Origin of the sequence: Acinetobacter sp. ACNIH3 (genome assembly GCF_002918965.1) — a bacterium.
Classification (GTDB): Bacteria; Pseudomonadota; Gammaproteobacteria; order Pseudomonadales; family Moraxellaceae; genus Acinetobacter; species Acinetobacter schindleri.
Window position 1 is genome coordinate 79,356 of the sequence record NZ_PQLP01000003.1, and the last position, 26,506, is coordinate 105,861.

The window sequence follows — 26,506 nt, forward strand, 5'->3', positions numbered from 1 at the left end:
ATTGTGTAAGTGCAGCGGTAGTTCAGTTGGTTAGAATACCGGCCTGTCACGCCGGGGGTCGCGGGTTCGAGTCCCGTCCGCTGCGCCACTTTAAGTTCTTGATGAATCGTTTGCCACAATAGCGACATTGTGTAAGTGCAGCGGTAGTTCAGTTGGTTAGAATACCGGCCTGTCACGCCGGGGGTCGCGGGTTCGAGTCCCGTCCGCTGCGCCATTTACATAATAGACCTTTTGAGGGCGCTTAGCTCAGTTGGTAGAGCGTCTGCCTTACAAGCAGAATGTCGGCGGTTCGATCCCGTCAGCGCCCACCAGATTTTTTGTGATGCAGCGGTAGTTCAGTTGGTTAGAATACCGGCCTGTCACGCCGGGGGTCGCGGGTTCGAGTCCCGTCCGCTGCGCCATCCTTAGAATCGAAACAGTTTGACCCTTTAAGGGCGCTTAGCTCAGTTGGTAGAGCGTCTGCCTTACAAGCAGAATGTCGGCGGTTCGATCCCGTCAGCGCCCACCATATCTTTTATAGATATACGACACGCAGCGGTAGTTCAGTTGGTTAGAATACCGGCCTGTCACGCCGGGGGTCGCGGGTTCGAGTCCCGTCCGCTGCGCCATTTTTCATTTCCTGATGTGGAAAATGTGTTATCAAAGTCCAAGACTACGCGCTTCGCTTGTCTTGCATCATAAAAAATAACGATGTTATTTTTTACTCTTCAGGGCGCTTAGCTCAGTTGGTAGAGCGTCTGCCTTACAAGCAGAATGTCGGCGGTTCGATCCCGTCAGCGCCCACCATATTCTCTCTTGCTTAAAATCTAAATTTTCCATAGAATCCTAAGTCTATAATAATTTATAAAATTTCATGGCTATGAGAAATCCATATCAGCGCAAGGCCGCGGCTAAAACTCAAAATACTCCTTACGATCCTCTACAAGTTTATAAACAGTTCATTGAAACAATTGTGGCACAAGGCTGCATTTACGCCTTATACCAAGATGGCTGGGCACTCTGTGCAACGCCAACAGGGCAAAAGGCTTTTGCAACCTGGCAGAGTAAAGGCCTGGCGAAACTGCTGATCAAAGATAACTGGGAAAAATACGAGATTCAGGAAATCAGCTTTAAAGACTTCATTGAAAAAGTGATTCCTTTTCTGCGTGAAGAACATACTGCTTTATCTCTCGATCTGACGCCTGAAGGGCAAAATATTCTGGTGGCACCAGAAAAAATGCTGCTGGATATCAAGAATTATTTGTATCAGATTTATGTGCAGAAGCCGGAGATCTTTAAAAACGGTAATATTCCATTGCCACGCCAAATCCGATTGCATTGATTTTCATCTTTTAAATAACTCTTTTTTAATATTCATTCAGCAACCAGCCACTAAGAAAAGCAAAATACTCGCGTAGCCACGAGTTATAGCGAATATATAGCGGCGTTTCTGCGCTAATACTAATGATCTGTGTATAGCCTTGATGTCTGGCTATGGCACGAGCACGAATGCTATGAAAGTCACTGGTGACAATAGTAATTGGATCATTCAAAGTAATCTGATGACGGTTTAAAATCTTTTTGGAGTTGATCAGATTGAGTTCGGTGCTGGTACTTTGATCTTCCATTGCAACTAGATTACGAACAGCAGGATATGACTGTTTAAGGTAAGCCTGCATCACTTCGGCTTCAGTATATTTCTCCTGAAAACTCAAGCCGCCCGTCATAATGATTAATGCTTCTGGATGGAATTGCGCATAGTCAGCTGCAGTGTCGAGACGTTTTTGCAAGGTTGGCGAGGGTCGGTTGTTTTCTATACCACTACCTAAAACCAGGATTGCCTTGGTTGGCAATTGGGTATTATCACTATTGATATTGCTTTGAATATAACCAAAGAAGATCAGAACACTGGCGACCCAGGTAAAAAGTCCAATCCACATCCATTTCCATACACTGGAACGAAACCTGGAGTGCTGGTGCCATTGCTGGAAATAGGAAAAGAACAGGGCGTAAATAATCAGTAACACGCCAATCAATAGTGGTAGCAAGATTCCCAGATGAATCTTGTTCTGTAAGAGTAACCAGAGACTGTCTGCACTCAGTAAAATCCCTACAATACTACTGATCAGGCGTTTATAAAAATCTGACATGAATGATCCTGTAATTTTCATATTTTATTGTAGGCATTTCAGTCTCATAGGCAATTAAAAAAACCGGGCAACATGGCCCGGTTTTTTTCATCACTTACTGATTAATACACATCACGGCGATAACGACCGTCCTGACGTAACTGATCAACAGTTGATTCACCTAGAATATCAATCAGTGCCTGATCGACATCACTGGCCATGCCATCAATGCTACCGCAGACATAAATCACAGCACCATTGTTTACCCAGGTTTTCAGCTCATCCGCCTGTTCACGGAGCTTGTGATGTACATAAACTTTTTCAGCCTGATCACGTGAGAATGCCAGATCCAGACGTTTTAATGTACCTACAGTCAACCAGGCTTCCAGGGTTTCCTGATAGAAGAAATCGTGTGCACGCTGACGTTCACCGAAGATCAGCCAGTTTTCATTATAGTCCTGACGGTTACGAGTATGCAGTAAACTCATCAGGCCAGCGATCCCGGTACCATTACCAATACAGATAATTGGGCGGTTATCATCCACCAGATGGAAGGAATCATTGCTGCGAATACGCAAGGCAATAGGTGCATTGAGTGCGGCATATTGTGTTAACCAGCCTGAACCTAGACCAAGTTCACCAGAGGCATCCTGTTGCTGACGAACCACCAGACGCAAGATCTGTTGGCTTGGAATACTGGCAATAGAATATTCACGTGTTGGTAACACGGGTAACTGATTCAGTAATTCTTCTGAAGAAATAAATGGGAGAATTGGCTGAGTCAGATCACGATTCCAAAGGATGTCTTCTATACGTTGCTGCATAGAGGCAACCACAGTACCTGCAGGAATTTGGTGTGCTGCCAGGAATTGCGCAATGCGTTCAGCACTGTTCCCTGGCTGGATTTCTGCAATATCACCCGCTTGCCATTGTGCTTCATGTTCAGGTTTAAATTCCAGGTTAAAGGCTGGAGCTCCCAGACTGCCTGGATTCAACACCTCACGTTTTACAAGGGTCCAATGGTCAAAGGTTTTATCAATATCCATGGCCTGAAGTTCTAGATGAGTTGACTGAGCGAGTGCGGCATTCCATTGCTGGATATGCTCGTTACTGGCATTGTCGACTTCAATAGTGGCAAATAATTGCTGAGCACCATTATTTTTCAGCCATTGATCAATACGGTGACCAAAACTACAGAAAGTATCCGGATATTCTTTAGAACCCAGCGCCAGTACAGCATAATGAAGATGACTCAGGTCAGCCTGACCGGACATAATTTTCTTCTCAAATGACGAAGCCAGGTCTGGTGCTTCACCGGTACCATAAGTACTTGCAATAAAGAGCACCTGTTCAGCCTGTTGCAGATCAGCCAGCGTCAGCTGTTGTACGGCTTTTACCGTTGCTGGTTGATGTGCTTGTTGCAAGGCAGTTGCGGTACGCCATGCCAGCTGTTCAGAAACACCGGTTTGTGTGGCATACGTAATCAGCCAAGACTTGGCATTTGGATCAATATCGATGGCTGTAGCGCCTTGACGTGCGGCAAGAGTTAATTTCTTCTGTTTACGACGCTTCAGATACAGCATCCAGCCGGTCACAAAGAAAAGTGGCATCAGCAGTGAGGCGACCATGGCAAAGAACTGGTAGATCGGACCAAAGAAGCTGCCACGGTGCACCGGTAGCATACTGCTCATGATCTTTTCATTCAGCTTTTTGTCTTCATACATTTCTACCGATGTAAATGCTGCATCCTGATAGTTATAAGTAGCATTATTACGGGCACGCTCATGCTGAACTTCAACATCGGTAAAGCTGAGTTTCAGTTCACCATCGGCTTTTTTAGGAATATTAAAAGTAACTGTTGAATATTTGTCATTGAATTTATTCTGGAAACCTGCCCAGCTCTTGTTCAATGCAGTAAGTAGAAGGGTATCATCAACACCTCTTTCGCGACCTTCACCGCGATTTTCGCGCTGACCTTCGCTTCGTGGAACACGTTCGCCTGCACCTTCACCACGTGATTCGCCAGCCCTACGACCTTGTTCTTCACCACCACGGCCGCCTTGACCTTGCTGCATTTCAGGTTGTGGACGTTCTACACCCAGCACCTTGAACATACCGTTGCGCCACCAGTCATAAGACCAGTACAGTCCGGTACACGCCAGGATCAGGTAAAAAATCACGACCCAGGTTCCAACCACCGCGTGCAGATCCCAGATAAAGTTACGACCTTTCAGTTGCGGCTTCACAGCTAGCCACTGCTTCACTGAATGGCGTTTTGGCCAGCGTAGGTAAAGACCCGACAAGACAAAGAAAATCAGCATCAGGGCACAGGCACCTGTGATCTGCTTGCCGACAGGACCCATGGTTAAATAACGGTGTAGCTGCTGTATGAACTGGAAGAACTCACGGCCTTTGATTTCAGGCAGTACTTCAGCCGTATAGGGGTTGACCATCATGTTGTAACCACGACGAGCACCTTCTTTGGCAATATTAACCGTACTGGATCCTGTTGGACTGGCATCCAGGCTCACGCTGTTGATCTGCATTTCAGGATTTTGCTGCTTAAAATGCTGATACAGCTCAGCCGGGCTGAGTTTCGGCCCTGATTGTGCCTGTACGGTATAACTGTCCGTATTGATCCATTTCAGGATCTGTTGTTCATAGGAATATATTGCCCCGGTAACGCCCATAATTGACAGGACCAGACCGGCAGTAATTCCAAGAAACCAGTGGATCTGGAAAAAGGTTTTTTTAAACATGGTCGTTGGATGAAAATACGAATATTAGAAAATGGTCTGATTATAAAGGAATATCGCAATAGAATGATGGATTTTGCGGATAATATTTATTCTCATTATCGTTTACAATTATGAATACAAAAAAACCTCCGTACCCAGGTAGGAGGTTTTTTAATGAAAGTTCGTATCAGATTTCTTTCGGTTCGCCTACTTCTTCACGTAAATGCTTGCGAATGGTTTCGAATGAGAAATTTTTGCTATCTAGGCGTTTTGGCAGGATATAAGCACCTTGCTGACCTTTAACTTTGAAATTAACCAGCATGAATTCAGGTGTATTGTACCATTCATAGATGTCTTTCCAGCCAATCGCACCTACACCTTCTTGTAGACCCATTTTCTGACGCATCACGATCCCGTGAGGTTGTACACCCAGACGAATACCTTTAATTTCCTGAACTGGAAATTCGTTCATCTTGCGCTTTACATACCATTCCAGACCAAAAGTACGGATCAGGTAGTACAGCACCACACACACCAGTGCCACCCAGCAAAAAATTGTAGAATAGTTCTTGAGCATGATAATGCCCAGAATAGAAAGTGCCACAACTGCACCCATGATCAGCCAGGCTTTCATGCCAATTTTATTGGTACTGCGCCAGATCATTAGCTGAGCATGACGTTGTTCCTGTTCTGTCACTTCATAGTTCACAGGCTGTAGGGTATAGGCGTATAAATTTTTCGCGGTCATAGTGAAATTTACAAATTTAAAACTGCAAAAAGTTTAGCATTATTTGTACCAATTCAGTGAGTATATTGTTCCAAAATCAGTCAAATTATAATGAGGCTAATTCGGTTGCCTGTTCATCACGTTCATGGCTTAAACTTTGCTTTAACTGGCTGAGTTGATTCAAGATACTGAACATTAGGGACAGTTGCTGCAAAATGATCAGGGATTTCTGGTCTTCATCCTGCTGGTGTGACAGGCGTTGACGAATATTGTGGATCATATTCTGTGCATTGAAACCGGGCACTTTATCGGCCAGTAATGCCCCACGAATGTCTTCAAGCGCTTGATCTAGCAGACTCAAAATTTCTTGGTCTTCGATTTTTTCACGATGCGCACCTAGCGCAGCAATATAGCTGATCAGGGTATGATTCAGACACAGGAATTCGAAAGCCTGGCTCTTTTGCAAAGGATCAAAATCGGGCTCAGTCGCCAAGGTCGAAATCAGGGAAGCAACTTCAGCATCGGTATTATGTGCAGCGCGACGCACGATCCGGTAACGCAGACCATTGTTACGCCCAGTTTTATACTGTTCAATCACTTCGCTAAGATAATCGACCTCAGCATTTAAAGAACGTTTGATTGAACGCGGCAGACGGCGGAATTTCCAGTCCGGGAAGATAAAGCTCACCCCGAACCAGGCAATCGCACAGCCAATGAGGGTATCAATCATCCGTGGCAATGCTGCGGAAAAGCCCATCCCATCCAGGTTAAAGTTGATCAAAGCCAGAATGGTGATGAAGGCTGTAGCTTGCGCATACTGCTTGCTGCGTAATTCAAAGAACAGCACGCCACTCAGGATCAGAAGCAATAATTGACCTTCGATTGAAGGGACAAAATACAGAACGGCAAAGCCCAGGCTAATCCCAATTAGTGTGCCGATTATCCGCAGACGTAAGCGGCGCTTGGTGGCGTTAAAGTTAGGCTGACTCACGAACAGGGCAGTCAGCAGAATCCAGTATCCATATTCGATATTGGTCAGCTGTACAAAGATATAAGAAATCAGCAGTACAATCGACAAACGCACCGCATGACGGAACAGTACGGATTCCGGGGTCAGATGCTGTTTGATCCTGATCCGGATATCTTCCCAGCCTTTTAAGTCGTCATCTTTGAGCTGGTTTTCAATATGTTTGGCACGCTCGAACTTAATATTGCGTTCGGTTTCCAGGTTACGTAACTGGGCATCAATCGATTTTAAGTTCTGATACAGAGAAAACAGTGCATTGATCCAGACTTCATCATATTGCTGTTCCTGACGTAACTTATCCAGTGAATAGCGCAGATTCTTAAAGGCATGCTTAAACCGCGAATTATGCTGGTAGGTTTTACGCTGAAGGATACTTTCGCTCAGGTCCTTACAGGCTTTGCCCTGAATCGACAAAATGCGCTGAAAGCGGAACAGAATATCGCTATGCTCAAAAATCTTTGCTAGTTTTTGATAATCAATATGCGCTGAGTCCGCCCGCTCATGAATGTCTTGGGCAATAAAATAATATTGCAGGCTGCGACGGGTGTCTTTCTGTCCTCGATCTCCCTTGAGTCGGGTCAGTAAAGCAGCTTTCATATCATTAAAAATCGCAATTAATTTGCCATTTTCAAGTGAAAGTTCAATCATGCTTTGCTGATAACTACTCGATGTCATATCAACATCAAATAGATTCGATTTGGCATAAAGAAAGTTACCGAGCGACGAATAGCACTTGGCCAAATTGTCTTGTGCCAGACGGGCAGGGAACAGCAGGAAACTAATTGTAGATAACAGGCCATACCACATGGCACCGATAACCAGCAGGCCTGCCTGGGTGTACCAGTTATCAAACAGTTCTACCCCGAGCATGGAATAGACCGAGATCACCAGACAGCCATAGGAAATCGTAGCATAACGCCGTCCCAGCGAGCCGAGCAGAATTAAGCCAATACAGGACACGATGAGTGCCAAGGCGAACAGGATCGGGTACGGAAATAACAGATAAACGGCAGAGGCTGTAATAAAGAAGCCAATATAAGTATAGAGGAGATTCAGAATCCGGACCGAGAAGCGGTCGTCAATATCGCTTAAACCTGCTGCCACCACACCCAAGGTCAGTGGAATGGTCATTAACTGCTGACCCATCAGATAAGGCACAAAGGCAGTTCCTGCAAAGGCAATGATCATCCGCAGATTATACATAAACGTCGTATTGCCGGTGGTTTGCTTGAAACGAGTGAGCCAGGATTTCAAGATTCGTCCTTCTATACCACTGTCTTTAGATAAAGACTTAATAAATGTGTGAAAATTTAGCAATAAAAATAAGTAAATTTGCTTCACAAATCATACTATGCCCTGTGTAAACTTGTCTGCACAGCGCTCATTTAAATTCTAAATATTATTATGTCGACAACAACGACCAATAAAAACTATGCCATGTCCTGGATCATATTACTGGCATCCCTCACTGCACTTGGCCCGCTTTCTATTGATATGTATCTGTCGGCATTGCCACAAATGGCTGATGATTTTGGTGTCACTACCCAGCAGGTGGCAAACAGTTTGCCCGCCTATTTTCTGGGGCTAGCGATCGGGCAGCTGGTCTATGGTCCGGTCAGTGACCGTATCGGACGTAAACCGCCATTGTACTTTGGTTTAGCCTTATATGCAGTGGCAAGTCTGCTCTGTGTATTTGCTCAAAATGAATGGAGTCTAATTGCCGCACGGGTGCTGCAAGCCTTAGGCGGATGTGTCGGTGTGGTAATTGCCCGCGCTGCGATCCGTGATCGCCTAGATATGCATTCAGCAGCTCAGGCTTTTGCCAGCATGATGATTGTCAGTACGATTGCTCCAATTCTAGCGCCGAGTATGGGTGCCTGGGTATTGCTGGTATTTGAATGGAATATGATTTTTGTATTGCTGATGCTGTTTGGTCTGGTGATTCTGGCATGCGTACATTTTTTCTTTAAAGAAACCCTAGAGCCAGAACGCCGTTTACAACTGAATTTTACCCAGGTCATGAGCCTATATCAGGCAATTTTTCAGGATGAAAGTTTCAGAAAGCCAATGTTTGCTGGTTGTTTTTCCAGTGCAGTCTTGTTCTGTTATATCACCTCATCTTCAGCGATTCTGATGGATCATTTTCATTTAAGTGAGCAGCAGTTTGCTTATGTCTTTGGTGGTAATGCGGTCGGGATTATGCTGTTTTCCACCTTGAATAAAAAGCTGGCACATCGGTTTGGGATTTTAAGTCGTTTAAGAATTGGAACGACCTTACAACTTAGTGGCGTAATTGCTTTGTTGGTGCTGGGAATAATTGAGACTGAATCTTTAATTCTGGTCATTGTTGCCATGTTTATGGTGGTGGCATCTACTGGTTTTACCGGACCAAATGCCATGGCGATTGCGATGTCTGAGCAGGGGGCACGTGCTGGAACTGCCAGTGCCATTATGGGCAGCATGCAGTTTGCCTGTGGTCTGCTTGGCGGGATTCTGCTGAACTTTATGTGGTGGAATGCTTTATTTAATATGGCGCTGGTAATGGCGATCTTTGTTGGGATTGCGGCAGTGACCATTTACCGTCTGCAGCTGCCGTCGCCTAAAGGGGATTAAACATAGGGACGGCATAACTGCTCAAGATAAGCTTACAAGTTCAGACAATTAGTCATTTAAAAAGACAGCGAAGTCCTCAACTGGCACACGTGGCGTAATGAAAGTATTTACAATATCCTCTGGATCTGCATAGCCGAGAGCCATACCGCAAACCAATTCTTCATCTTCAGGAGCACCCACCACGTCTAGCACAATAGGATGAAAATAGTTCCAAGCTGCCTGTGGGCAAGTATCTAATCCACGTGCTTTAGCTGCCAGCATCACATTCTGGATCATCATGGAAATATCCATTTTCGAGCCAATGCCTAATGATTTGTGTACAGTAAAAAATAAACCTACTGGAGCATCAAACAGCTGGAAATTACGCAACTGCTGGCGTGCCATTTTCTCTTTTTCGCCTTTCTGAATATTCAGCAAGCCATACAGTCCCCAGCCATTTTCACGGCGACGGTCAATAAAAGGTGAAAGCCATTGTTCAGGATAATAAGAGAAAGTTTCTTTGTATTGCTCAGCCAGTTTTGGATTCTGATAAATCTCCATTTGTGCCTGACATACTTTCTCGACCAGTTCATCGCGTTTTTTACCTGTAAGTACATAGACTTTCCAGGGCTGGGTATTGGTACCGGAAGGTGCGCGACTGGCAACCGTTAAAATATCTTTCAAGGTATTTTGATCTACAGGCGTATTCAGAAAAGCACGAACTGAATGACGGGAAGTGATGGTTTGATCCACAGCATTGACGATTGTTTGATCCATATGAATTGTTATTTCCTTGATGGTAAGTTCTGACTATAAACTAAACAAATGATATTAACTGATGCGATGAAGTAAGTTCATCTATGAACAAAGGCTAAGCTAAAAATATTGGTTTTTAAGAATTGATCAATACTTCATTACTCTAAAACATGCCGCTGCACCTTTTATTCTTGGCTAAATTCGATATTAGCTATCTATAAATTAATTTTTTCTTAAATATCCTGTGATTAAGATAAATAAAACTTTCATAAAAATGCTGTATAAGCAATATAGACTACAATAATCCTAATAAAATAGATCGAAGCTTCAATGAATCTCCATTAAATATGCGGTATTTATAATGAATTGTTAAAACTTTAAAATAAGGAAAGATAGATCAAAAAATTATCTATTTATGAATTATTTTTATGAAAAGTCAAAATATTGTTAATAAAAAACAATAATACAGTGCATTAAGACACCGCATAATGTCCGACTTTTCATCTGAAGGTTCATTCTAAACATTCTGAACGGATCGTAAATATAAAAAACTGTGGTTATCGCGGTATTTCTGTAGCGTATCTGTGGGTTTGGAATGAATTTAAAAATATTGTGCTTCGAGATCCTGCAGGATGATGAAGCTTTTATCTCATCTTTCGATGCAGAACCGACTGTTTAACAGCCTCAAGATTTCGCACATTGTATTTTTAAGATGGTCTTAGGGTTATATGCAATCTGCCAGATTGCATTAACGAATTTGAATCAGGTGCTGAATTGTTTTGTTTTTCTAAAAGAGATTACTGTCCGTGTTGACTGATATAGGGTAGGGAGGTGGACATCATCCACTAAACTTAGGTCAAAAGATTACTTTTAGAACAACAAAAATTCAGAATCATCTTGGGCAAATAATTATGGATTTTACTTTTAACGCATTTTATACCTTGATTGCTGCAGTGATTGTCTTATTGCTCGGTCGTTTCCTGGTCAATAAAATCGATTTTTTAAAGCGCTATAACATTCCAGAACCTGTTGCAGGTGGTCTGGTTGCAGCGATTATCTCCCTGATCATCCATAGCTTGTGGGGTTACAGTATTACCACAAGTGCAGAATTGCAGACCAGTTTTATGCTGATCTTCTTCGCATCGATTGGTTTGAGTGCAAACTTTGCCAAGCTGCGTGAAGGTGGTATTGGTCTGGTGATCTTCCTGATCGCAGTTTCAGTGTTTATCATAGTACAGAACACTGTCGGTATGACATTGGCTAGCCTGTTGGGTATTGATCCACTGATTGGTCTGATTGCAGGTTCAATTACACTCACTGGCGGTCACGGTACGGCAGGTGCATGGGGCGAGATTCTGGAAACGCAACATGGTATCCAGGGTGCCCTGGTGATTGGTATGGCCAGTGCGACTTTCGGTCTGATCATTGGCGGTATCATCGGTGGCCCTTTGGCGAAAATGCTGATTAACCGCCATGAATTAGCCACGCCTCGTACTGCGGCTCAGGTTGAAAAACGTGATAATACTCCGCTAGATGTGAATTCAACTGAATACATTCCATTTGAATATCCACACCGCGTACGCCTGATTACCGCAGATAATGCAATTACTACACTGGGTCTGTTTGCAGGCTGTCTGGCATTTGCAGAATTTATGACCGGTTTCAGTAAAGGTACTGCATTTGAACTGCCAACCTTCGTTTGGGCGCTGGCTGGTGGTGTAATCCTGCGTAACGTGCTTGAAGGTGTGTTTAAGGTTAAGGTCTTTGATCGCGCGATTGATGTATTTGGTAATGCTTCATTATCACTTTATCTGGCAATGGCATTGTTATCTCTGAAATTATGGCAATTAGCCGACCTTGCGGGCCCACTGATGGTGATCCTCGGTGCACAGACTATTACCATGGCACTGTACGCAGCATTCATAACCTTTCGTGTCATGGGCAAAAACTATGATGCGGCTGTCCTGGCAGCAGGTCACTGTGGTTTCGGTATGGGGGCAACACCGACGGCAGTTGCAAACATGCAGGCCATTACCAATATGTACGGTGCATCACATAAGGCCTTCCTGATTGTACCGCTCTGTGGTGCGTTCTTCGTAGACTTGATCAATGCCACTGTGATTCAGGTAATTCTGAAATTCTTTGTATAAGGATAGATATGCAGAGTCATAACAATAAATCTAAGACGGATAGAAAGGATTGAATATGAATGAACAGCTCAATGAAACCCTGCTGGGTTGGGTCAATGCCCTAAATGGTCCACTTTGGGATTTTCTGGTCGTCTTCCTAGTGGCAGTGGGTATTCTGTATACCATCATGACTGGGGCCGTACAGATTCGTCTGTTCTGGCACAGTATGAAAGTCATGAAACGCAGCCGGAATGAAACCAAGGATGAGCATGGGATTACGCCATTCCAGGCCTTTGTAACGGGTTTGGCTAGCCGTGTAGGTGTGGGTAATGTTGCTGGTGTTGCGATTGCCATTGCCATTGGTGGTCCAGGTGCCGTGTTCTGGATGTGGTTTACCGCTTTTCTGGGGATGAGTTCGGCATTTGTTGAATCTTCATTGGCACAGCTGTTCAAGATTCGTGATACCCAGAACAAGCAGTTCCGTGGTGGACCAGCGTATTACATTACGCAAGGTTTGAAACAGAAATGGCTGGGTATCCTCTTTGCTATCGCGCTGATTTTGACGTACGGCTTTGTCTTTAATGCGGTGCAGGCCAATGCGATTATTGGTGCAACTTCACATGCCTGGGGCTGGGATCAGGCGAATCTGAACTTGCCATTGGGTGGTTTTGACCTTGAAGTTTCATGGTTAGGTCTATTTCTGGTCTTGATCACTGCGGTGATCATTTTCGGTGGCATCAAGCGGATTGCAAAAGTTGCTGAAAGCTTTGTGCCATTTATGGCGCTTCTCTATCTGATTGTGGCGCTTTATATTGCTGTGATCAATTACGATATGCTGCCATCTATCTTCCAGCTGATCTTCACTAAAGCGTTTGAGTTTGAAGCTGCTGCAGGTGGTTTCTTCGGTGCCATGGTTTCTATGGCGATGATGATGGGTATCAAGCGTGGCCTGTTTTCTAATGAAGCAGGGATGGGTTCTGCGCCGAATGCTGCTGCTGCGTCGGATGTAAAACATCCGGTGAATCAGGGCCTAGTACAAATGCTGGGTGTATTTGTAGATACCTTTGTGGTGTGTTCATGTACCGCGATCATTATTCTGGTGTCTGGACTGTATGAAAATGCCGGATTTGAAGGCGTAACCCTGACCCAGATGGCACTAGAAAGCCAGATCGGTGCCTGGGGGGATGACTTCCTGGCATTGATTCTATTCCTGTTTGCATACTCTTCCATTATCGGGAACTATGCCTATGCAGAAGGGAATGTGCAGTTCATCAATAACAATCCAGGTGTGATGATGATCTTCCGTATTCTGGTACTGTTCATGGTGTATTTCGGTTCGATTGCCAGCGTACCACTGATCTGGAACATGGCAGATCTGTTCATGGGCGTGATGGCAAGTATTAACCTGATTGCGATTCTGTTATTGATGCCATTTATCCTGATGCTTCTGAAAGACTATACTGGTCAGTTAAAGCGTGGGGTGAAAGAGCCAGTGTTTAAACTGGATCAACATCCTAAGTTTAAAGACAAAGTCAAATCCGATATCTGGTAAAACCCTATTGAAAAAGCCCCGAATCATTCGGGGCTTTTTTATGGCTCCAGTTTATAAAAAACTGAGATAGCTATAATAGACTGCGAAGCCTGTAATCAGGCTGAACCAGAGTGGAAGTTTTGACCGTAGCAGGTAAATTATCACGATTACAAATACCACATCTTCCCAGCGCTTCAGGTAACTTTGTCCAAGTTGCAGGACCAGATAAAGTAACAGTCCGACCACTGCTGCATTAATCCCTGCCACTGCATGACGGATCACAGCTTGCTGCATCAGCCAGGACCAGTAAGGTAAGCTTGCAAAAATCAGTAAGAATGAGGGCAAGAAGATAGCAATAGTCGCCAGTAGGGCATTGAGCCAGAGCTGATCCGTCCAGTCCAATAAAGCACCAAGATAACTAGCAAAACTGAACAGCGGACCAGGCATCAACTGGGCAAAAGCATAGCCTAGGTCAAAAGCCTGTGCACTGACCAGCTGGGTGCTGACAAAGTCCTGATGAAGCAGGGGCAAAATGACATGTCCACCACCAAAGACCAGAGAACCTGTTCGATAGAAATCGGCAAAGAAACCGAGTTCAGACCAGTGCAGGTACTGAACCAGAAGGGGGATACTTATGAAGGGCAGCAAAAAGGCGATAAACCAGTAAATTGCATGCTTTTTCTGAATATAGGGGGTGTCTAGAGTGGCATTTTTCACTGGTGTCGATTGTAACAGTGCTTGACTTTGAAACTTGCTCATCGCAATACTGATCAAGCCAGCCAGTAGAATCACCAGGATCTGGTTAAAGCTGAGTGGGATGACGGCCAGAAGGATTGTGGCAGCGATCATCAGGCTATATTGCCACCAGGATTTACAGAAGCTACGCAACATTTGCCAGAATGCCCAGCTGACCACTGCAAACACAATAAGCTGGATCACATGAAAGCTATGCGAGTTTAAAATGTGAAAGTAGCGTTGTCCGAGCAGGGCAACCAAAGTCATTAACAGTGCAGATGGCAAAGTAAAACCTAGCCAGGCCATTAAGGCACCGCTATAACCTCGTTGCATATAGCCGATGCCGATGCCGACCTGACTGCTACTGGGTCCTGGCAGGAGTTGGGCCAATGCCACCAGTTGTTGATATTGGGTATCATTCAACCAGTTCAATTGACCGACCATCTTATGGTGAAAAAATACCAGATGTGCAGCAGGTCCGCCAAATGCGGTACATCCAAGCTTGAAGAAAGTCAGAAAAATCTGATAAAGGGTAGGTGACTGCATGATAATACAGGTTTAAATAGCTACAAGTTATTCAAACTGTATGACAAATTTACGAAATTCAACAGTTAATTTAACATGGTGTTTATACACTATGCAGCTATTAAAATGAGGATAAGTGCTGTATGCGGAACTATGGGTTGAGCTTCATCATGCTGGGACTGTTTTTAAACGGCTGTCAGAGCATGCCTGATCAGCGAGTGATGGCAGTGAATGCAGGTATTCAATCCAAGCAAATGCAGTACAGCACAGCACAAGCACGTCCGAATCAAATCGATTTTCTGAAGATTAAAACGACCGAGCAGCGTCCTGTGGTTGCGCTGGTTTTAGGCAGTGGTGGTGCTCGTGGTTATGCGCATATTGGCGCGATTGAGGTACTGGAGCAGGCAGGCATTCAGCCGGACATGATTGTGGGAACCAGTGCTGGCAGTATTGTGGGTTCTATTTATGCCAGTGGCAAACCTGCGATTGAGCTGCGCAATATTGCGCTGAGCATGAAAGCCAATGATGTTCGTGATTTCAGAATCGATCTAAAAGGCTTCTTTGATGGCAAAAAAGTCGAAGATTATGTCAACTTGCAGGTAGACAATGTTCCTTTACAGGACCTGAAGATCCCCATGTTTGTGGTGGCGACAGACCTGAAAGAAGGCAAGAAAGTCGTATTTAATTATGGTAATACCGGTCAGGCGGTACGTGCATCGGTCGCGATTCCAAGTATGTTTATTCCCACCATGATTGAAGAAAAGGAATATGTGGATGGCGGTCTGGTTAGTCCGGTACCTGTAGATGTTGCTCGTGAACTGGGTGCAGATATTGTCATTGCCATAGATATTCTGGCGCAGCCGATTCATACCGAAACGACCAATGTCTGGGGCTTGTTTAATCAGAACATCAACATCATGCAGAAGCGACTTGCCTTTGAAGAATTAAAACATGCGGATGTAGTGATCCAGCCAGACTTGCGTGAGAAAGGACATATTTTTGATGTGCGTGGCAGAACCATGACTATGGAAGCGGGTATTGAAGCGGCACGGGGGAAATTGCTTGAAATTGAACAGGTATATCAGAAATATGATTATGCAAAGGGACATCAGATTCCACAGTTACTGGCCCGTGAAAAATAATCTCTAAAGTAGCTATTCAATTAAAACCCTTATTTGTAATAAATGAGGGTTTTTTAATTCATATATTCAAAAAAATAATAAGAATTACTTATAAGAAAATATCAATCTATAGAAAATATGAGCTAAGTGTTATTAAGTATATATTAATAAAAAACAATCAGCCTTAAAAATATAAGCTGCTGAAATTTAAATAAATTACTAGAATTAATATATTATTAAAGTATATATTTTTAGAATTTTATATGGTTATTTATATACTTAAGTTTATCAATTGTTTGAAAATTCAATCAGTCATGTCAGAATGCAATTGATGAAAACAGATAAGATCAAATCTAGGATGACATATGAATAATCTTGAAGTCGGGCAGCAGGTCAAACTGGCTCAGTTTGAGCAATACATCTTTAAAGTAACTGCTACACATCAGGATGGCACTTATACCGTAGAAACACAGCTCGACGGTCAGCAAGTATTGAGTTATCAAAATGTCGCTCAGGAAATGTTAAGACTCAGTGCTGACTAAAGGATGAGTAGAAGAATTTATCTATGAGAGGTTATGAAAACAGTCTGGATAAATTCTTAATTCAATCTATATACAGATTATTCATCATGAAAATAATAAATGAATAATGATTTTCTGGAATACAGGTTCGATGGAATATCATTCAAGCGGCTTCTATTATATTTATTTCTGTATGAAATCATTTTTCATATAAATAATAATGATGGATTTTTTGCCGAATAGAACATTTAATTAGTAGTAAAAACGATATAATAATGTGCTTATATCATTGTCATTCAAAGAGTTCAAAGAAAGCGATGGCCCCATTAGATCAAATTGCACCAGCTTCAGACGATCAGTCAGAATTAACAATGACTGTTCTTATGACGCCAGACATGGCGAATTTTTCAGGAAATGTCCACGGTGGTACCATTCTGAAATTGCTGGATCAGGTTGCTTATGCCTGTGCGAGCCGCTATTCAGGCAGTTATGTGGTTACGCTGTCCGTGGATAAAGTGAATTTTAAAGAACCTATTCACGTGGGTGAACTGGTGACTTTCCTGGCGAGTGTGAACCATGTGGGCCGTACTTCGATGGAAATCGGGATCCGTGTAGAGGCGCAGAATATCCAAAAACGTACTGTGCGTCATACCAACAGCTGCTACTTTACTATGGTGGCAGTCGATGAAAATGGTAAACCGCAACATATTCCGCCACTGAATCTTGATAATGACTGGAAACGTTGTCGTTTTGAAGCAGCTGAACAGCGTAAGATTGCTCGACTGCAAGAAAATCATCATCCTTCTTGCAGTATTTATAAGAAAACAGCCCACAGCTAATTTCTATAAAGTGAAAAAAGACCTCAAATTTGAGGTCTTTTTTTGGCCTGTACTTTTCATATGGACTGGTCATAACCCTATAAATCATCTAATATGAAACGATACGTATCGTTTCGTTTTTTGATGGATTATATGACACTAGAAGAAAAAGGCTCACGTCGTCAGAAATGTATTTTGCAGGCGGTGGCGGAAGCATTGACTGAATATGAATATCATCAGCTCACCATTGAAGATGTCGCTGCACGGGCGGGGGTGGGTAAGTCCACCATTTATCGCTGGTGGAAACATAAGTCTGAACTGGTTCTGGATACCTTCAGAGCACATACCGCGTCTATTTTTGATCTGGATTTTTCCAGGTCCTTGGAAGATAACCTGGTACAGCAATTAATACGGTTATCTCAGGCACTGGATCATCCGGTAGGACGGGCATTACTGGTGGTGATGGCTAATCATCGTGAACTTGCAGGGGAATTTTTCACCCAGTATCTGCTACCGCGTCGAGAACAAATGCGCGGCTTGATCCAGCAAGCGATTGAGCGTGGAGAAATCTATGGGGACTATAATTTTGAATTGATGCTGGACTGTTTGTACGGGCCGATTCACTACCAGATTATCTTTTTTAACAAAATGCCGGATGAGAATTATATTCGCGCGCTGGTTGCACTGAACCTACAGCCTGCAAGACCTCAGGCCTGATTTTAGAATTTTCTGTATATAGTTGGTTTTTATGTCTAGCACGACAGCTCCCTTATGGAATCGCTCATTTATTTTGTGCGTACTGAATAATTTATTTCTGTTTACCTATTATTTTGCCCTGATCGCGATTTTGCCAATCTACATCACCACGGATCTGGGTGGAACGGTGAAAGAAGCGGGCTTGGCGCTGACCTTATTTTTGGTGTCTTCTATTGCCATTCGTCCTTTTTCAGGTTTGATTATTGAGAAATTGGGTAAGAAACTGGCGATGCGTGGGGCAGGACTCCTATTTGCGCTGTTTGCCTTTAGTTATCTGCTGATTGATAGCATGAGTTCATTACTGATCGTGCGTTTTCTGCATGGTATCTGGTTCAGTATTTTGACTACGGTGACCGTACCGGTAGCCAATGACTTTATTCCGGATCAGCGTAAAGGGGAAGGTATGGGCTATTTCGTCATGTCGACCAATCTGGGCGTAGTATTTGGTCCGCTGATTGCTTTAACTACGATTCAGTTCACCAGCTTTCAGATGCTGTTTGGCATTCTCGCCGTCCTGATCAGTTTGGGATTGATTTTTAGTTTAATCTTGAATATTCGAGAGCTGCCTCAAGCGAAACTAAAAACCGCAGAAAAATCGCGATTAAGCTTGCAGGATATTATTGAAACTAAAGTCCTGGCTGTGAGCTTTGTAGCACTACTTACTGCATTTGCTTATTCCAGTATTACCAGCTTTATTACGGTCTTTGCAGAAACCAAGCAGCTGCTAGCCTATGTCAGCCTGTTCTTTATTGTCTTCGCGTTGTCCATGTTGTTGGTACGGCCTTGGGTGGGCAAAATTTACGACCGTAAAGGACCAAGTGCAGTTATCTATCCTTCCTTTATTTTCTTTGCGATTGGCATGATGATTGTCAGTGTCATGTCCAGCCAATGGACTATGTGGTTGTCTGCGGTATTTATCGGAATTGGTTACGGTTCATTATTTCCATGTTTACAGACGCTGGCGATTCAATCTGTCGAAAAACAGCGTATGGGCCATGCAATTTCTACCTTTTTTACCCTGTTTGATATTGGACTGGCAGTGGGTTCAGTAGTGATGGGTATGATCATTGCGCAATACGGTTTTGAAAAGACCTATATGTTCTGTGCAGTGATGGTGATTTTCACTTTATTGATCTACCGTCAATATGTGGCCAGGAAGCGACCTTCGATTTCAGCATCCTTACCGGAAGAATAAAATGGAATTAAGACATTTACGCTATTTTGTTACAGTGGCTGAAGAGCTGAATTTCACTCGGGCAGCTGAAAAACTGAATACTGTTCAGCCTTCACTAAGTCAGCAGATTAAGGATCTGGAGCGTGAAGTAGATGCGCAATTGCTGGAGCGGAATAACCGCAAGGTTGAGCTGACCGAAGCTGGACAGGCTTTTCTAAAGGAAGCTCTGTTGAGCTTAGAACATGCGGAACGTGCCGTGCAGGCAGCCCGTCAGATCGCCCATGCACATAAAGGTCAGCTGAATATCGGCTTCGTACCGGTCGCGGAAATGAAAATTTTTCCTTATATCATGCCGAATATCCGTGCACATTTTCCTGAACTGAAAGCACTGTTTCATAGCCTGACCGATGCAGAACAGTTTAGCGCGCTGAGACAGGGCAGTATTGATATTGCCTTTACCCGCTACCGAGATCAGTCGGATGAGTTTGAGTCCGTTCAGATTTTTGATGAGCCACTGACGCTGATTGTGCCGAAAAATTCTCCGGTCGCAGAAATGCCCTATGTCAGCATCAAGAAGTTTGAAAATCAGGACTTTGTGATTAGTGATGAACAAGCCTCGCCACAGCTGCATAAGATTATTGATGATTTCTTTAGGCAGTCGAAACTGAACGTGAATGTGGTGCAGTATTCCACCAATATTTTGCTGAATGTGAATCTGGTCGGTATGGGAGTAGGCTGGAGTTTAGTACCGGCTTATGTCATTCCGTTATTAGGTGAAAATATTATGGTGAAAAAGACCATCGAGCCGCTCCCGATGATTGGTTTGTATGCGACTTATCGCAAGGATCAGAAACATGAAGTGATTAACCTGATCCTGAAAGTGTTAAAAGAAAAATTCTGCCTGGATTTATTTTAATTTAGGGAGAGGGATCGGCTAGGGAAACCGACACAGATGAGGATGAAATGATTGGTAGCATATCCTCACTCATTACGCTCTAAAATAACGCTATAGTCAGGGAATAAAATAAACCATAGGTCCACGATTATGATGACCTTATATAATAATCCGCAGTCTCGCGGCCTGACTTTGTTGCCCTTGCTGAAAGAGCTGGAAATTGAAAATCAGCTTGAGCAGATTGAAATTGCTTATACTGAGATGCACCAGCCAGCTTATGAGCAGATTAATCCCATGGGCAAGGTTCCATGTCTGGTGGATAACGATATTGTCATTTCAGAAATGGCAGCAATTTATGTCTATCTGGCAGATAAATATCGGGAGAAAGGTCTGGCACCTGCACTAGATGACCCTAAACGCGGGGCTTATCTGAAATGGATGTTCTTCTGCCATGGTCCTTTGACTGAATATATTGATATCAAAAACCTCAAGGTACTTCAGACAGAGATCGAAAAGAATCGTAGAAGCCTGAGCTTTGGTCACGAAGATTCTGTGTTTAGTTTCCTTAAGCACGAAATACAGAAAGCGAATCCATATTTACTTGGTGAAAAATGTTCGGCTGCAGATTTATATGTGGCTTATTGTTTAATCTTTGTTATTTCCTCCGAAATATTACCACCTTTTGATGAGTTCAAGCCTTTTCTACAGCAGATGGCGTACCGTGATTCACTCAAAGATATTCCATGGTTTCAGCGATACCGTACTTAGCTGAAACCTTATTTATTGTCATCCATACATAAAAAAACCACGCCGTAGCGTGGTTTTTTAAGTCAGGTCAATTATTATTTAACATGAAGCTTGTTGAACAGCGCCTTGCTTGTGCTTTCCATAGATTGAGGAATGGCAAGAGCTGCTACGAAGCGGTCTGGACGCAGGATGACGATAGAATCTTGGGTCTTGCCAAACCATGTACGGATATCAGTGCCGATATCACCAATGGTAATAACATCTTCATATTGCTTGCGCTGTTGATTAGACAGCTGGACCGCAGGAATGACCTGAATGAACTTCACACCAAGTTTTTTCCATTGCTGCATTGATTCCTTGCTTAAGCCCCATTTCGGATCTACACCCCAGGCAATGATAGCAAAATCATTACCAATGACTTCATCCAGTAATACTGTTTCACCAGATTCCAGTTTGACCTGTGGCTGAATGAACATTTTGCCAACTGGAGAATCTTTCTGAGCATTCGCCAGTAACGCACCATCATGATATTTCGGCATTGGTTTAAAGCGCATTTCCAGCAGGTACTGTTTGATTGGCTTAATATAGTTCAATGCATAGGCAATACCGTCACGCACAAAACCTTGCCATTTTTTTGGTGGAGCAAGGACGTGGCCTGCCATGACTGAAAGATCGATCATCGCCTTGGCATGATCCTTACGTTCTACCTGGTAAGAGTCCAGTAATTCATGGCTTGCTTTACCCTGGATCACCAATGCAACTTTCCAGGCCAGGTTAAAGGCATCACGCATACCGCTGTTATAGCCTTGGCCTTGCCATACCGGCATGATGTGCGCAGCATCACCAGCAAGCAGGATACGGTCAGCACGGAATTTATCTGCAATACGTGCATTGTGGGTATAGACACGTTGACGAATCACTTCGATTCCATCGGTATTTGGTAAAACTTTAGATAGTAGTTTGGCAATATTTTCCGGTTTACTGAGTTCTTCCTGAGTTTCGCCTGGCATAACCATGAATTCGAAGCGGCGAATGCCATGCGGCAGGGCAGCTGATACATAAGGACGCACCGGGTCACAACATAGATAAATATGTGGGGTTGCCAATGGGTCATTATCGATATCAATCACGATCCACTGGTTTGGCGCAGTTTCACCTTCGAATGGAATGTTGAGGGTACGGCGTACATAAGAGTTTCCACCATCACAGGCAATCAGGTATTGCGCACGAATGGTTTCTAAGCTGCCATTTTTAGTCTGAACATTTAAAGTTACACCCTCAGCATCCTGGCTGAAATGTGTCAGATGGCGAGAGAAAAGTACTTCAGTTTTTTTATATTGTTTGAGGCCTTCTAGCAGAACGTTATCTACTTGTGGATGAATGAAAGCATTACGGCGGGAGAAACCAAATTCACGAGTCAGTGGCTGAATGTCTGCGAAGCAACGGCCTTTGGGTGTCAGGAAGCGCATGGCATGATTCGGGGTCGTATGCGGCAAGACCTGATCAACCAGTCCCAAAGATTGAATGGTACGCAAGGATTCATCATCAATGCCGATGGCACGCGGATAATCGATCAGACTATCTAGCTGTTCAACCACAGTGACCTGTACACCCTGTTTGCTTAAATAGTTGGCAATTGTTAAACCTACCGGGCCGGCCCCCAAAATCGCCACTTCAGTGGTGTAATTTGTATTGCTCATCGCGAATGTCCATTCCATCAATTCAGGATTGAGACTATTAAGGAACAATCAATAGCGCTAAACAAGCTAGTCCATAGTAGGTCATGTCTATCAAAAAGATTTAGTTGAAAAGAATTTTATTTTAATAAGTTATTGATAATAAATAATAATATTTAAATTTATTCATAAGATGAATGAATCCTATGATCATTTCTGGCTATAGTGAATAGCCTATAAGGTATAAAAAAGCTGAATCACGCAGTTGCATGATTCAGCCTTAGTCTACATCCGGCAGCATAGGTCAAACCTACTGGAGATTTACTGCACGAGATGTTGCTTTAAACCTGATTAACGAGTCGATGTCGACTTAGTCGTTTTTTTACCATCTTTGTCTTCTGTAGCAGCTTCAGACGCAGCAGGCTGGTCAGCAGGTCCAGCTGTGGTTACATTTGGATTTGGGTTATTCGTTGCAGGAAGTTCCTGAGTTGTCACAGTGACTTTCTGTTACTCAGTGGTCTTCGTGTCAGTGGTGTTGTTTGCTGCAAAACTGGTAGCTGCGGCTGCAGTAAGCGTTGTTGCAAGTAAGATTTGTGCATATTTCATGTTGAGCATCCTTTTTATTACATTTATAAACTGCCGAATGACCATCACATCAATCCGGCAGGAATTCATCCTAAGCATGAAAATTTTATGGAGCAAAGCAATTAACAAAAGCCGGACGAAGCTGTTAACCAAGCAAATATAATCATTGGAAATTTGTTTTCTTCTGTTAAATGTATAGGAAATTGTTAGCTGGAAATGTGTGTAAATATTTCAAATATAGCGTTTAAGTGAACTAGTTAACGGTTAATAAGTACTTACTACAGACTGTTATTTTTATTTGAACCGAGATAAATAGAATCTAATCATCCAAGTATGAATATTTTTGCAAGAGTCCAGTGTTCTATAATAGTCAGGTTTACTACTTCTAATTCTACCTTTGAGAATCAATTTTGAAAGTTCTTGCCGCTCAGCAGCCTATTCCTGTACACATCATTTCCGGATTCTTGGGTGCCGGTAAAACCACTTTATTAAAATATTTACTGAGCCAGAAACCGGAGCAGGAAGTCTGGGCTGTGCTGATGAATGAATTTGGTCAGATTGGCGTCGACCAGCAATTATTGCCTCAGGATCAGGGCTATGCAGTAAAAGAATTGCTCGGCGGCTGTTTATGTTGTAGCAGTCAGTTGCCAATGCAGATTGCTTTATCCCGGCTATTGTCAGAAACCAAACCGGACCGGCTATTTATCGAACCGACAGGACTCGGACATCCCGGGCAACTGCTGGAACAGCTTACCGAACCGCATTGGCAGAGTCATTTGAAAATGCAGGTTTTGGTCACGGTAGTCGATGGTTCACGTTTACATGATCGGGACTGGACGCATCAGAACCTTTATGCGGATCAGCTGAAAGTTGCCAATATCGTGGTCATTTCCCATGCTGACTTGATGACTGAAACTGATCATGCTGCTTTAACTGAACTCAAGGCTGAGTATCAGCCATATGCCCAGCACTGGCTGATGATAGAAAACGGACAGCTGGATATTGAGCAAATCAAACAGGATTATCAGGGTACTCCACGGCAGATCCAGCCACTGCTCAAGCAACAGCGCCAAGTGTTGGGAGAGGTGCCGGCTATCGTACATCAGTTGCCTTATCATTATGTAGAAAGTGCACAAGGCTATCAGGTGGCAGGTTGGAAATTGCCAAAACGCTGGCAGTTTGATTTTTATGATCTGCTGGATCTGCTTTGTGAGCAGCAGGATTGGCTCAGAATCAAAGGGATTTTTAATACTAATCAGGGCTGGAAAAGCTTTAATTTCAATCCTGATCAGTTTAATTATCAGTCTGCTGAAGAAGGCATTGATAACCGGGTAGAAGTGATTTACCAGACCTCACGTGACTGGCTGGAATTTGAAACCGCCTTAATGCAATGCCGGATTGATCAGGAAAAATAGCTTCAAATCTGCGCAGAGAAAATAGCTGGATAAGACGAAATCTGTCCAGCAAAAATGCAATAAATCTTATATGCTAGGCGCCAAATTTGAGGATTATGTTATGGCGTTAAAAGCGACAATTTATAAGGCAGATTTGAATGTTGCCGATATGGATACCCATCGTTATGAAGACTATCAGTTGACGATGGCGCTGCATCCTTCGGAAACCATTGAACGTCTGATGGTACGTATTCTGGCTTATGCACGTTTTGCTGGCGAGGCACTTGAATTTACCAAAGACCTGTTTGAGACTGATGAGCCAGCGTTGTGGGAAAAAGACCTGACTGGCCAATTATTGAAATGGATCGAAGTGGGTTGTCCTGACGAAGATAAAGTCAAAAAAGCCAGCGCACGTTGCAAACAGGTCGCAGTAGTTGCTTATGGTTCTTCAGTTGATGAATGGTATAAACGTAATTCCAAACTGAAAACGCTGTCGAATGTTGAGGTCTGGAAAATTTCAACTGCCAGCACCGAAGCAGTACAACAGTTATGCGAACGTACCATGCAACTGCAACTAAATGTTATGGATGGTGAGTGGACCTTGATCGGTGATCAGGCCCAAGCTGTAATTGAATGGGAACAGTTACAATAACAGCCAATAAGGATGCAAGTCTCGGCTTGTATCCTGATTCAGAAATTGCGTATACCTGACAATAATAAAAATGAAACAAGGATAAATATATGCATCCGGATCTTTATCGTTTGCTCATTGCCCTCGGTATTGGTGCAATTATTGGTGCAGAACGCGAATATCGCAGTAAGTCTGCCGGTTTGCGAACCATGATCATGGTCAGTCTGAGTTCCTGCTTGTTCACGATTATGTCAATCAAAATTGGTCTGGATAGTCAGGACCGGATTGCAGCCAATATCCTTACTGGCTTGGGCTTTGTTGGTGCGGGAGTTATCTTTAAAGATGAAAACCGGATTTCAGGCATTACGACAGCGACGACCATCTGGATGACAGCAGCATTAGGGATGGCAGCTGGTGCAGGCTATGAATGGCTAAGTCTGTTTGCTACTTTCATTGTATTAATTGTGCTGATTTTCCTGATCTATGTCCAAGAGGGAATTGAAACTTTAAGTCAGGCACGTACCTACCGAATTATCTGTCCTTATCAACGTAAAACCTTAGAGCAATACGAAGAATTATTTAAAACTTATAATATGAAAGTCGTTCGCAGTGTGCAGCATAAAACGGAACATCGTATTAGTGGACGCTGGATTTTAATTGGCTCCGCCGAAAATCATAAAAAATTGACTAACTATTTACTGAATGATTCAAATATCCAGGAACTCAGCTTTTAAACCTTAAACCTTAAACCTTAAACCTTAAACCTTAAAGCTAAAGGAATTCTGCCTAATCCCGTTTATACTATGCGTATTTGCCAGAGAAAGGATATTGGTCATGAACAAAGAGCTAGAAATTATTGATTTGAAAGTGGGTGAAGGTAAAGAAGCGGTAAAAGGTGCACTGATTACCACGCATTACACTGGCTGGCTGGAAGATGGAACCAAGTTTGATTCATCGCTGGATCGTGGTAATTATTTTGAGACGGTCATCGGCACTGGTCGTGTGATTAAAGGCTGGGATCAAGGTATCGTCGGCATGAAAGTGGGGGGCAAACGTAAGCTGATCGTACCTGCTCATCTGGCTTATGGTGAACGTAAAATGGGAAATATCATCCCGGCCAATTCAAACCTGATTTTTGAAATCGAACTGTATGATGTTAAAACACGTGACTGATATTATGTGACTTTCTGAACAGTACAATATGTCAGGAATTCAGCAGCAGGATAGCTCGTCGGTTATCCTGCTTTTTTATATGAAAAATCATTGGCAATATCCAACATTCCACGTACATTAGAATTAATAACAGTAGCTACAGGATGG

22 protein-coding genes, 7 tRNA genes and 1 pseudogene are annotated in these 26,506 nt (G+C 43.3%); 22 read left to right on the top strand and 8 right to left on the bottom strand.

From position 1 onward, the window contains the following. Nucleotides 1–11: 11 nt before the first annotated feature. The 8 genes from C3420_RS02835 to C3420_RS02870 all read left to right on the top strand — a co-directional run bounded on the left by C3420_RS02835 (nucleotide 12) and on the right by C3420_RS02870 (nucleotide 1,321). Nucleotides 12–88, top strand: a tRNA-Asp gene (locus C3420_RS02835). Nucleotides 89–137: 49 nt separating this feature from the next. After that, nucleotides 138–214: transfer RNA gene (locus tag C3420_RS02840), tRNA-Asp, on the top strand. Between the two features lie 21 nt (nucleotides 215–235). Next, nucleotides 236–311: transfer RNA gene (locus tag C3420_RS02845), tRNA-Val, on the top strand. Between the two features lie 13 nt (nucleotides 312–324). Further along, a tRNA-Asp gene (locus C3420_RS02850) sits at nucleotides 325–401 on the top strand. 31 nt (nucleotides 402–432) lie between these two features. Further along, a tRNA-Val gene (locus tag C3420_RS02855) sits at nucleotides 433–508 on the top strand. Nucleotides 509–531: 23 nt separating this feature from the next. Then, a tRNA-Asp gene (locus C3420_RS02860) sits at nucleotides 532–608 on the top strand. Nucleotides 609–710: 102 nt separating this feature from the next. Beyond that, a tRNA-Val gene (locus tag C3420_RS02865) sits at nucleotides 711–786 on the top strand. 73 nt (nucleotides 787–859) lie between these two features. Next, nucleotides 860–1,321, top strand: a complete 462-nt coding sequence (locus tag C3420_RS02870; RefSeq protein WP_103799686.1) for a DUF2750 domain-containing protein — start codon at nucleotides 860–862, stop codon at nucleotides 1,319–1,321. Nucleotides 1,322–1,346: 25 nt separating this feature from the next. On the opposite strand, the gene C3420_RS02875 is transcribed toward C3420_RS02870, so the two are convergent. The 4 genes from C3420_RS02875 to yccS form a co-directional block, all read right to left on the bottom strand. Then, entirely contained in the window at nucleotides 1,347–2,129 is a 783-nt protein-coding gene (locus C3420_RS02875; RefSeq protein ID WP_103799655.1) for a YdcF family protein, read from the bottom strand. Between the two features lie 101 nt (nucleotides 2,130–2,230). Continuing rightward, the gene (locus C3420_RS02880; RefSeq protein WP_103799656.1) at nucleotides 2,231–4,867 is read right to left on the bottom strand and encodes a PepSY domain-containing protein; all 2,637 of its coding nucleotides are present in this window, start codon (nucleotides 4,865–4,867) and stop codon (nucleotides 2,231–2,233) included. 166 nt (nucleotides 4,868–5,033) lie between these two features. Beyond that, nucleotides 5,034–5,594, bottom strand: coding sequence for a YcxB family protein (locus C3420_RS02885; RefSeq protein ID WP_004814787.1), 561 nt, complete (start codon nucleotides 5,592–5,594; stop codon nucleotides 5,034–5,036). Between the two features lie 85 nt (nucleotides 5,595–5,679). Then, nucleotides 5,680–7,854, bottom strand: a complete 2,175-nt coding sequence (gene yccS, locus C3420_RS02890; RefSeq protein ID WP_103799657.1) for a YccS family putative transporter — start codon at nucleotides 7,852–7,854, stop codon at nucleotides 5,680–5,682. Nucleotides 7,855–8,004: 150 nt separating this feature from the next. Here yccS and C3420_RS02895 point away from each other — a divergent pair, with 150 nt between their 5' ends. Continuing rightward, nucleotides 8,005–9,213, top strand: a complete 1,209-nt coding sequence (locus C3420_RS02895) for a multidrug effflux MFS transporter (protein ID WP_103799658.1) — start codon at nucleotides 8,005–8,007, stop codon at nucleotides 9,211–9,213. 48 nt (nucleotides 9,214–9,261) lie between these two features. On the opposite strand, the gene C3420_RS02900 is transcribed toward C3420_RS02895, so the two are convergent. Then, the gene (locus tag C3420_RS02900) at nucleotides 9,262–9,969 is read right to left on the bottom strand and encodes a nitroreductase (protein WP_005223003.1); all 708 of its coding nucleotides are present in this window, start codon (nucleotides 9,967–9,969) and stop codon (nucleotides 9,262–9,264) included. Nucleotides 9,970–10,859: 890 nt separating this feature from the next. Here C3420_RS02900 and gltS point away from each other — a divergent pair. Together gltS and C3420_RS02910 are read left to right on the top strand one after the other, a co-directional pair. Further along, complete coding sequence (gene gltS / locus C3420_RS02905; RefSeq protein ID WP_005223001.1) at nucleotides 10,860–12,098, top strand: sodium/glutamate symporter; 1,239 nt, start codon at nucleotides 10,860–10,862, stop codon at nucleotides 12,096–12,098. Between the two features lie 55 nt (nucleotides 12,099–12,153). Further along, nucleotides 12,154–13,629: an alanine/glycine:cation symporter family protein gene (locus tag C3420_RS02910; protein WP_005222998.1), complete on the top strand. Its 1,476-nt coding sequence runs from the start codon at nucleotides 12,154–12,156 to the stop codon at nucleotides 13,627–13,629. A 51-nt stretch (nucleotides 13,630–13,680) separates the two neighbouring features. Here the strand turns inward: C3420_RS02910 and chrA are convergent, their stop codons facing one another. Next, the gene (chrA, locus tag C3420_RS02915; RefSeq protein WP_005222995.1) at nucleotides 13,681–14,889 is read right to left on the bottom strand and encodes a chromate efflux transporter; all 1,209 of its coding nucleotides are present in this window, start codon (nucleotides 14,887–14,889) and stop codon (nucleotides 13,681–13,683) included. A 122-nt stretch (nucleotides 14,890–15,011) separates the two neighbouring features. Between chrA and C3420_RS02920 the strand changes: the two genes are divergently transcribed. The 7 genes from C3420_RS02920 to C3420_RS02945 all read left to right on the top strand — a co-directional run bounded on the left by C3420_RS02920 (nucleotide 15,012) and on the right by C3420_RS02945 (nucleotide 20,921). Next, entirely contained in the window at nucleotides 15,012–16,010 is a 999-nt protein-coding gene (locus tag C3420_RS02920; RefSeq protein WP_005222992.1) for a patatin-like phospholipase family protein, read from the top strand. 344 nt (nucleotides 16,011–16,354) lie between these two features. Further along, on the top strand, nucleotides 16,355–16,531 hold the full coding sequence (locus C3420_RS17360; protein ID WP_004814805.1) for a hypothetical protein: 177 nt from the start codon (nucleotides 16,355–16,357) through the stop codon (nucleotides 16,529–16,531). A 296-nt stretch (nucleotides 16,532–16,827) separates the two neighbouring features. Beyond that, entirely contained in the window at nucleotides 16,828–17,349 is a 522-nt protein-coding gene (locus tag C3420_RS02925; RefSeq protein ID WP_004814807.1) for an acyl-CoA thioesterase, read from the top strand. Between the two features lie 132 nt (nucleotides 17,350–17,481). Further along, entirely contained in the window at nucleotides 17,482–18,045 is a 564-nt protein-coding gene (locus C3420_RS02930; protein WP_171260588.1) for a TetR/AcrR family transcriptional regulator, read from the top strand. Nucleotides 18,046–18,076: 31 nt separating this feature from the next. Further along, a complete protein-coding gene (locus C3420_RS02935) occupies nucleotides 18,077–19,279 on the top strand; it encodes an MFS transporter (RefSeq protein ID WP_103799659.1) in 1,203 nt (400 codons plus the stop codon). 1 nt (nucleotide 19,280) lies between these two features. Next, on the top strand, nucleotides 19,281–20,174 hold the full coding sequence (locus tag C3420_RS02940) for a LysR substrate-binding domain-containing protein (RefSeq protein WP_103799660.1): 894 nt from the start codon (nucleotides 19,281–19,283) through the stop codon (nucleotides 20,172–20,174). Nucleotides 20,175–20,303: 129 nt separating this feature from the next. After that, nucleotides 20,304–20,921 carry a glutathione S-transferase family protein gene (locus C3420_RS02945; protein WP_103799661.1) on the top strand — a complete coding sequence of 206 codons (618 nt, stop codon included), beginning with the start codon at nucleotides 20,304–20,306 and terminating at the stop codon, nucleotides 20,919–20,921. Nucleotides 20,922–20,995: 74 nt separating this feature from the next. Here the strand turns inward: C3420_RS02945 and C3420_RS02950 are convergent, their stop codons facing one another. Beyond that, on the bottom strand, nucleotides 20,996–22,600 hold the full coding sequence (locus C3420_RS02950) for a bifunctional 3-(3-hydroxy-phenyl)propionate/3-hydroxycinnamic acid hydroxylase (RefSeq protein ID WP_103799662.1): 1,605 nt from the start codon (nucleotides 22,598–22,600) through the stop codon (nucleotides 20,996–20,998). A 327-nt stretch (nucleotides 22,601–22,927) separates the two neighbouring features. Next, nucleotides 22,928–23,182 (bottom strand): annotated as a pseudogene (locus tag C3420_RS02955) (hypothetical protein). A 389-nt stretch (nucleotides 23,183–23,571) separates the two neighbouring features. Here C3420_RS02955 and C3420_RS02960 point away from each other — a divergent pair. From C3420_RS02960 to C3420_RS02975, 4 genes are all read left to right on the top strand, one after another. Beyond that, nucleotides 23,572–24,576 carry a CobW family GTP-binding protein gene (locus tag C3420_RS02960; RefSeq protein ID WP_103799663.1) on the top strand — a complete coding sequence of 335 codons (1,005 nt, stop codon included), beginning with the start codon at nucleotides 23,572–23,574 and terminating at the stop codon, nucleotides 24,574–24,576. 100 nt (nucleotides 24,577–24,676) lie between these two features. Next, nucleotides 24,677–25,207, top strand: a complete 531-nt coding sequence (locus tag C3420_RS02965; protein WP_103799664.1) for a YaeQ family protein — start codon at nucleotides 24,677–24,679, stop codon at nucleotides 25,205–25,207. Between the two features lie 89 nt (nucleotides 25,208–25,296). Continuing rightward, nucleotides 25,297–25,920 carry an MgtC/SapB family protein gene (locus C3420_RS02970; RefSeq protein ID WP_103799665.1) on the top strand — a complete coding sequence of 208 codons (624 nt, stop codon included), beginning with the start codon at nucleotides 25,297–25,299 and terminating at the stop codon, nucleotides 25,918–25,920. Between the two features lie 100 nt (nucleotides 25,921–26,020). Then, a complete protein-coding gene (locus C3420_RS02975; RefSeq protein ID WP_103799666.1) occupies nucleotides 26,021–26,359 on the top strand; it encodes an FKBP-type peptidyl-prolyl cis-trans isomerase in 339 nt (112 codons plus the stop codon). The last annotated feature ends 147 nt before the right edge of the window (nucleotides 26,360–26,506 follow it).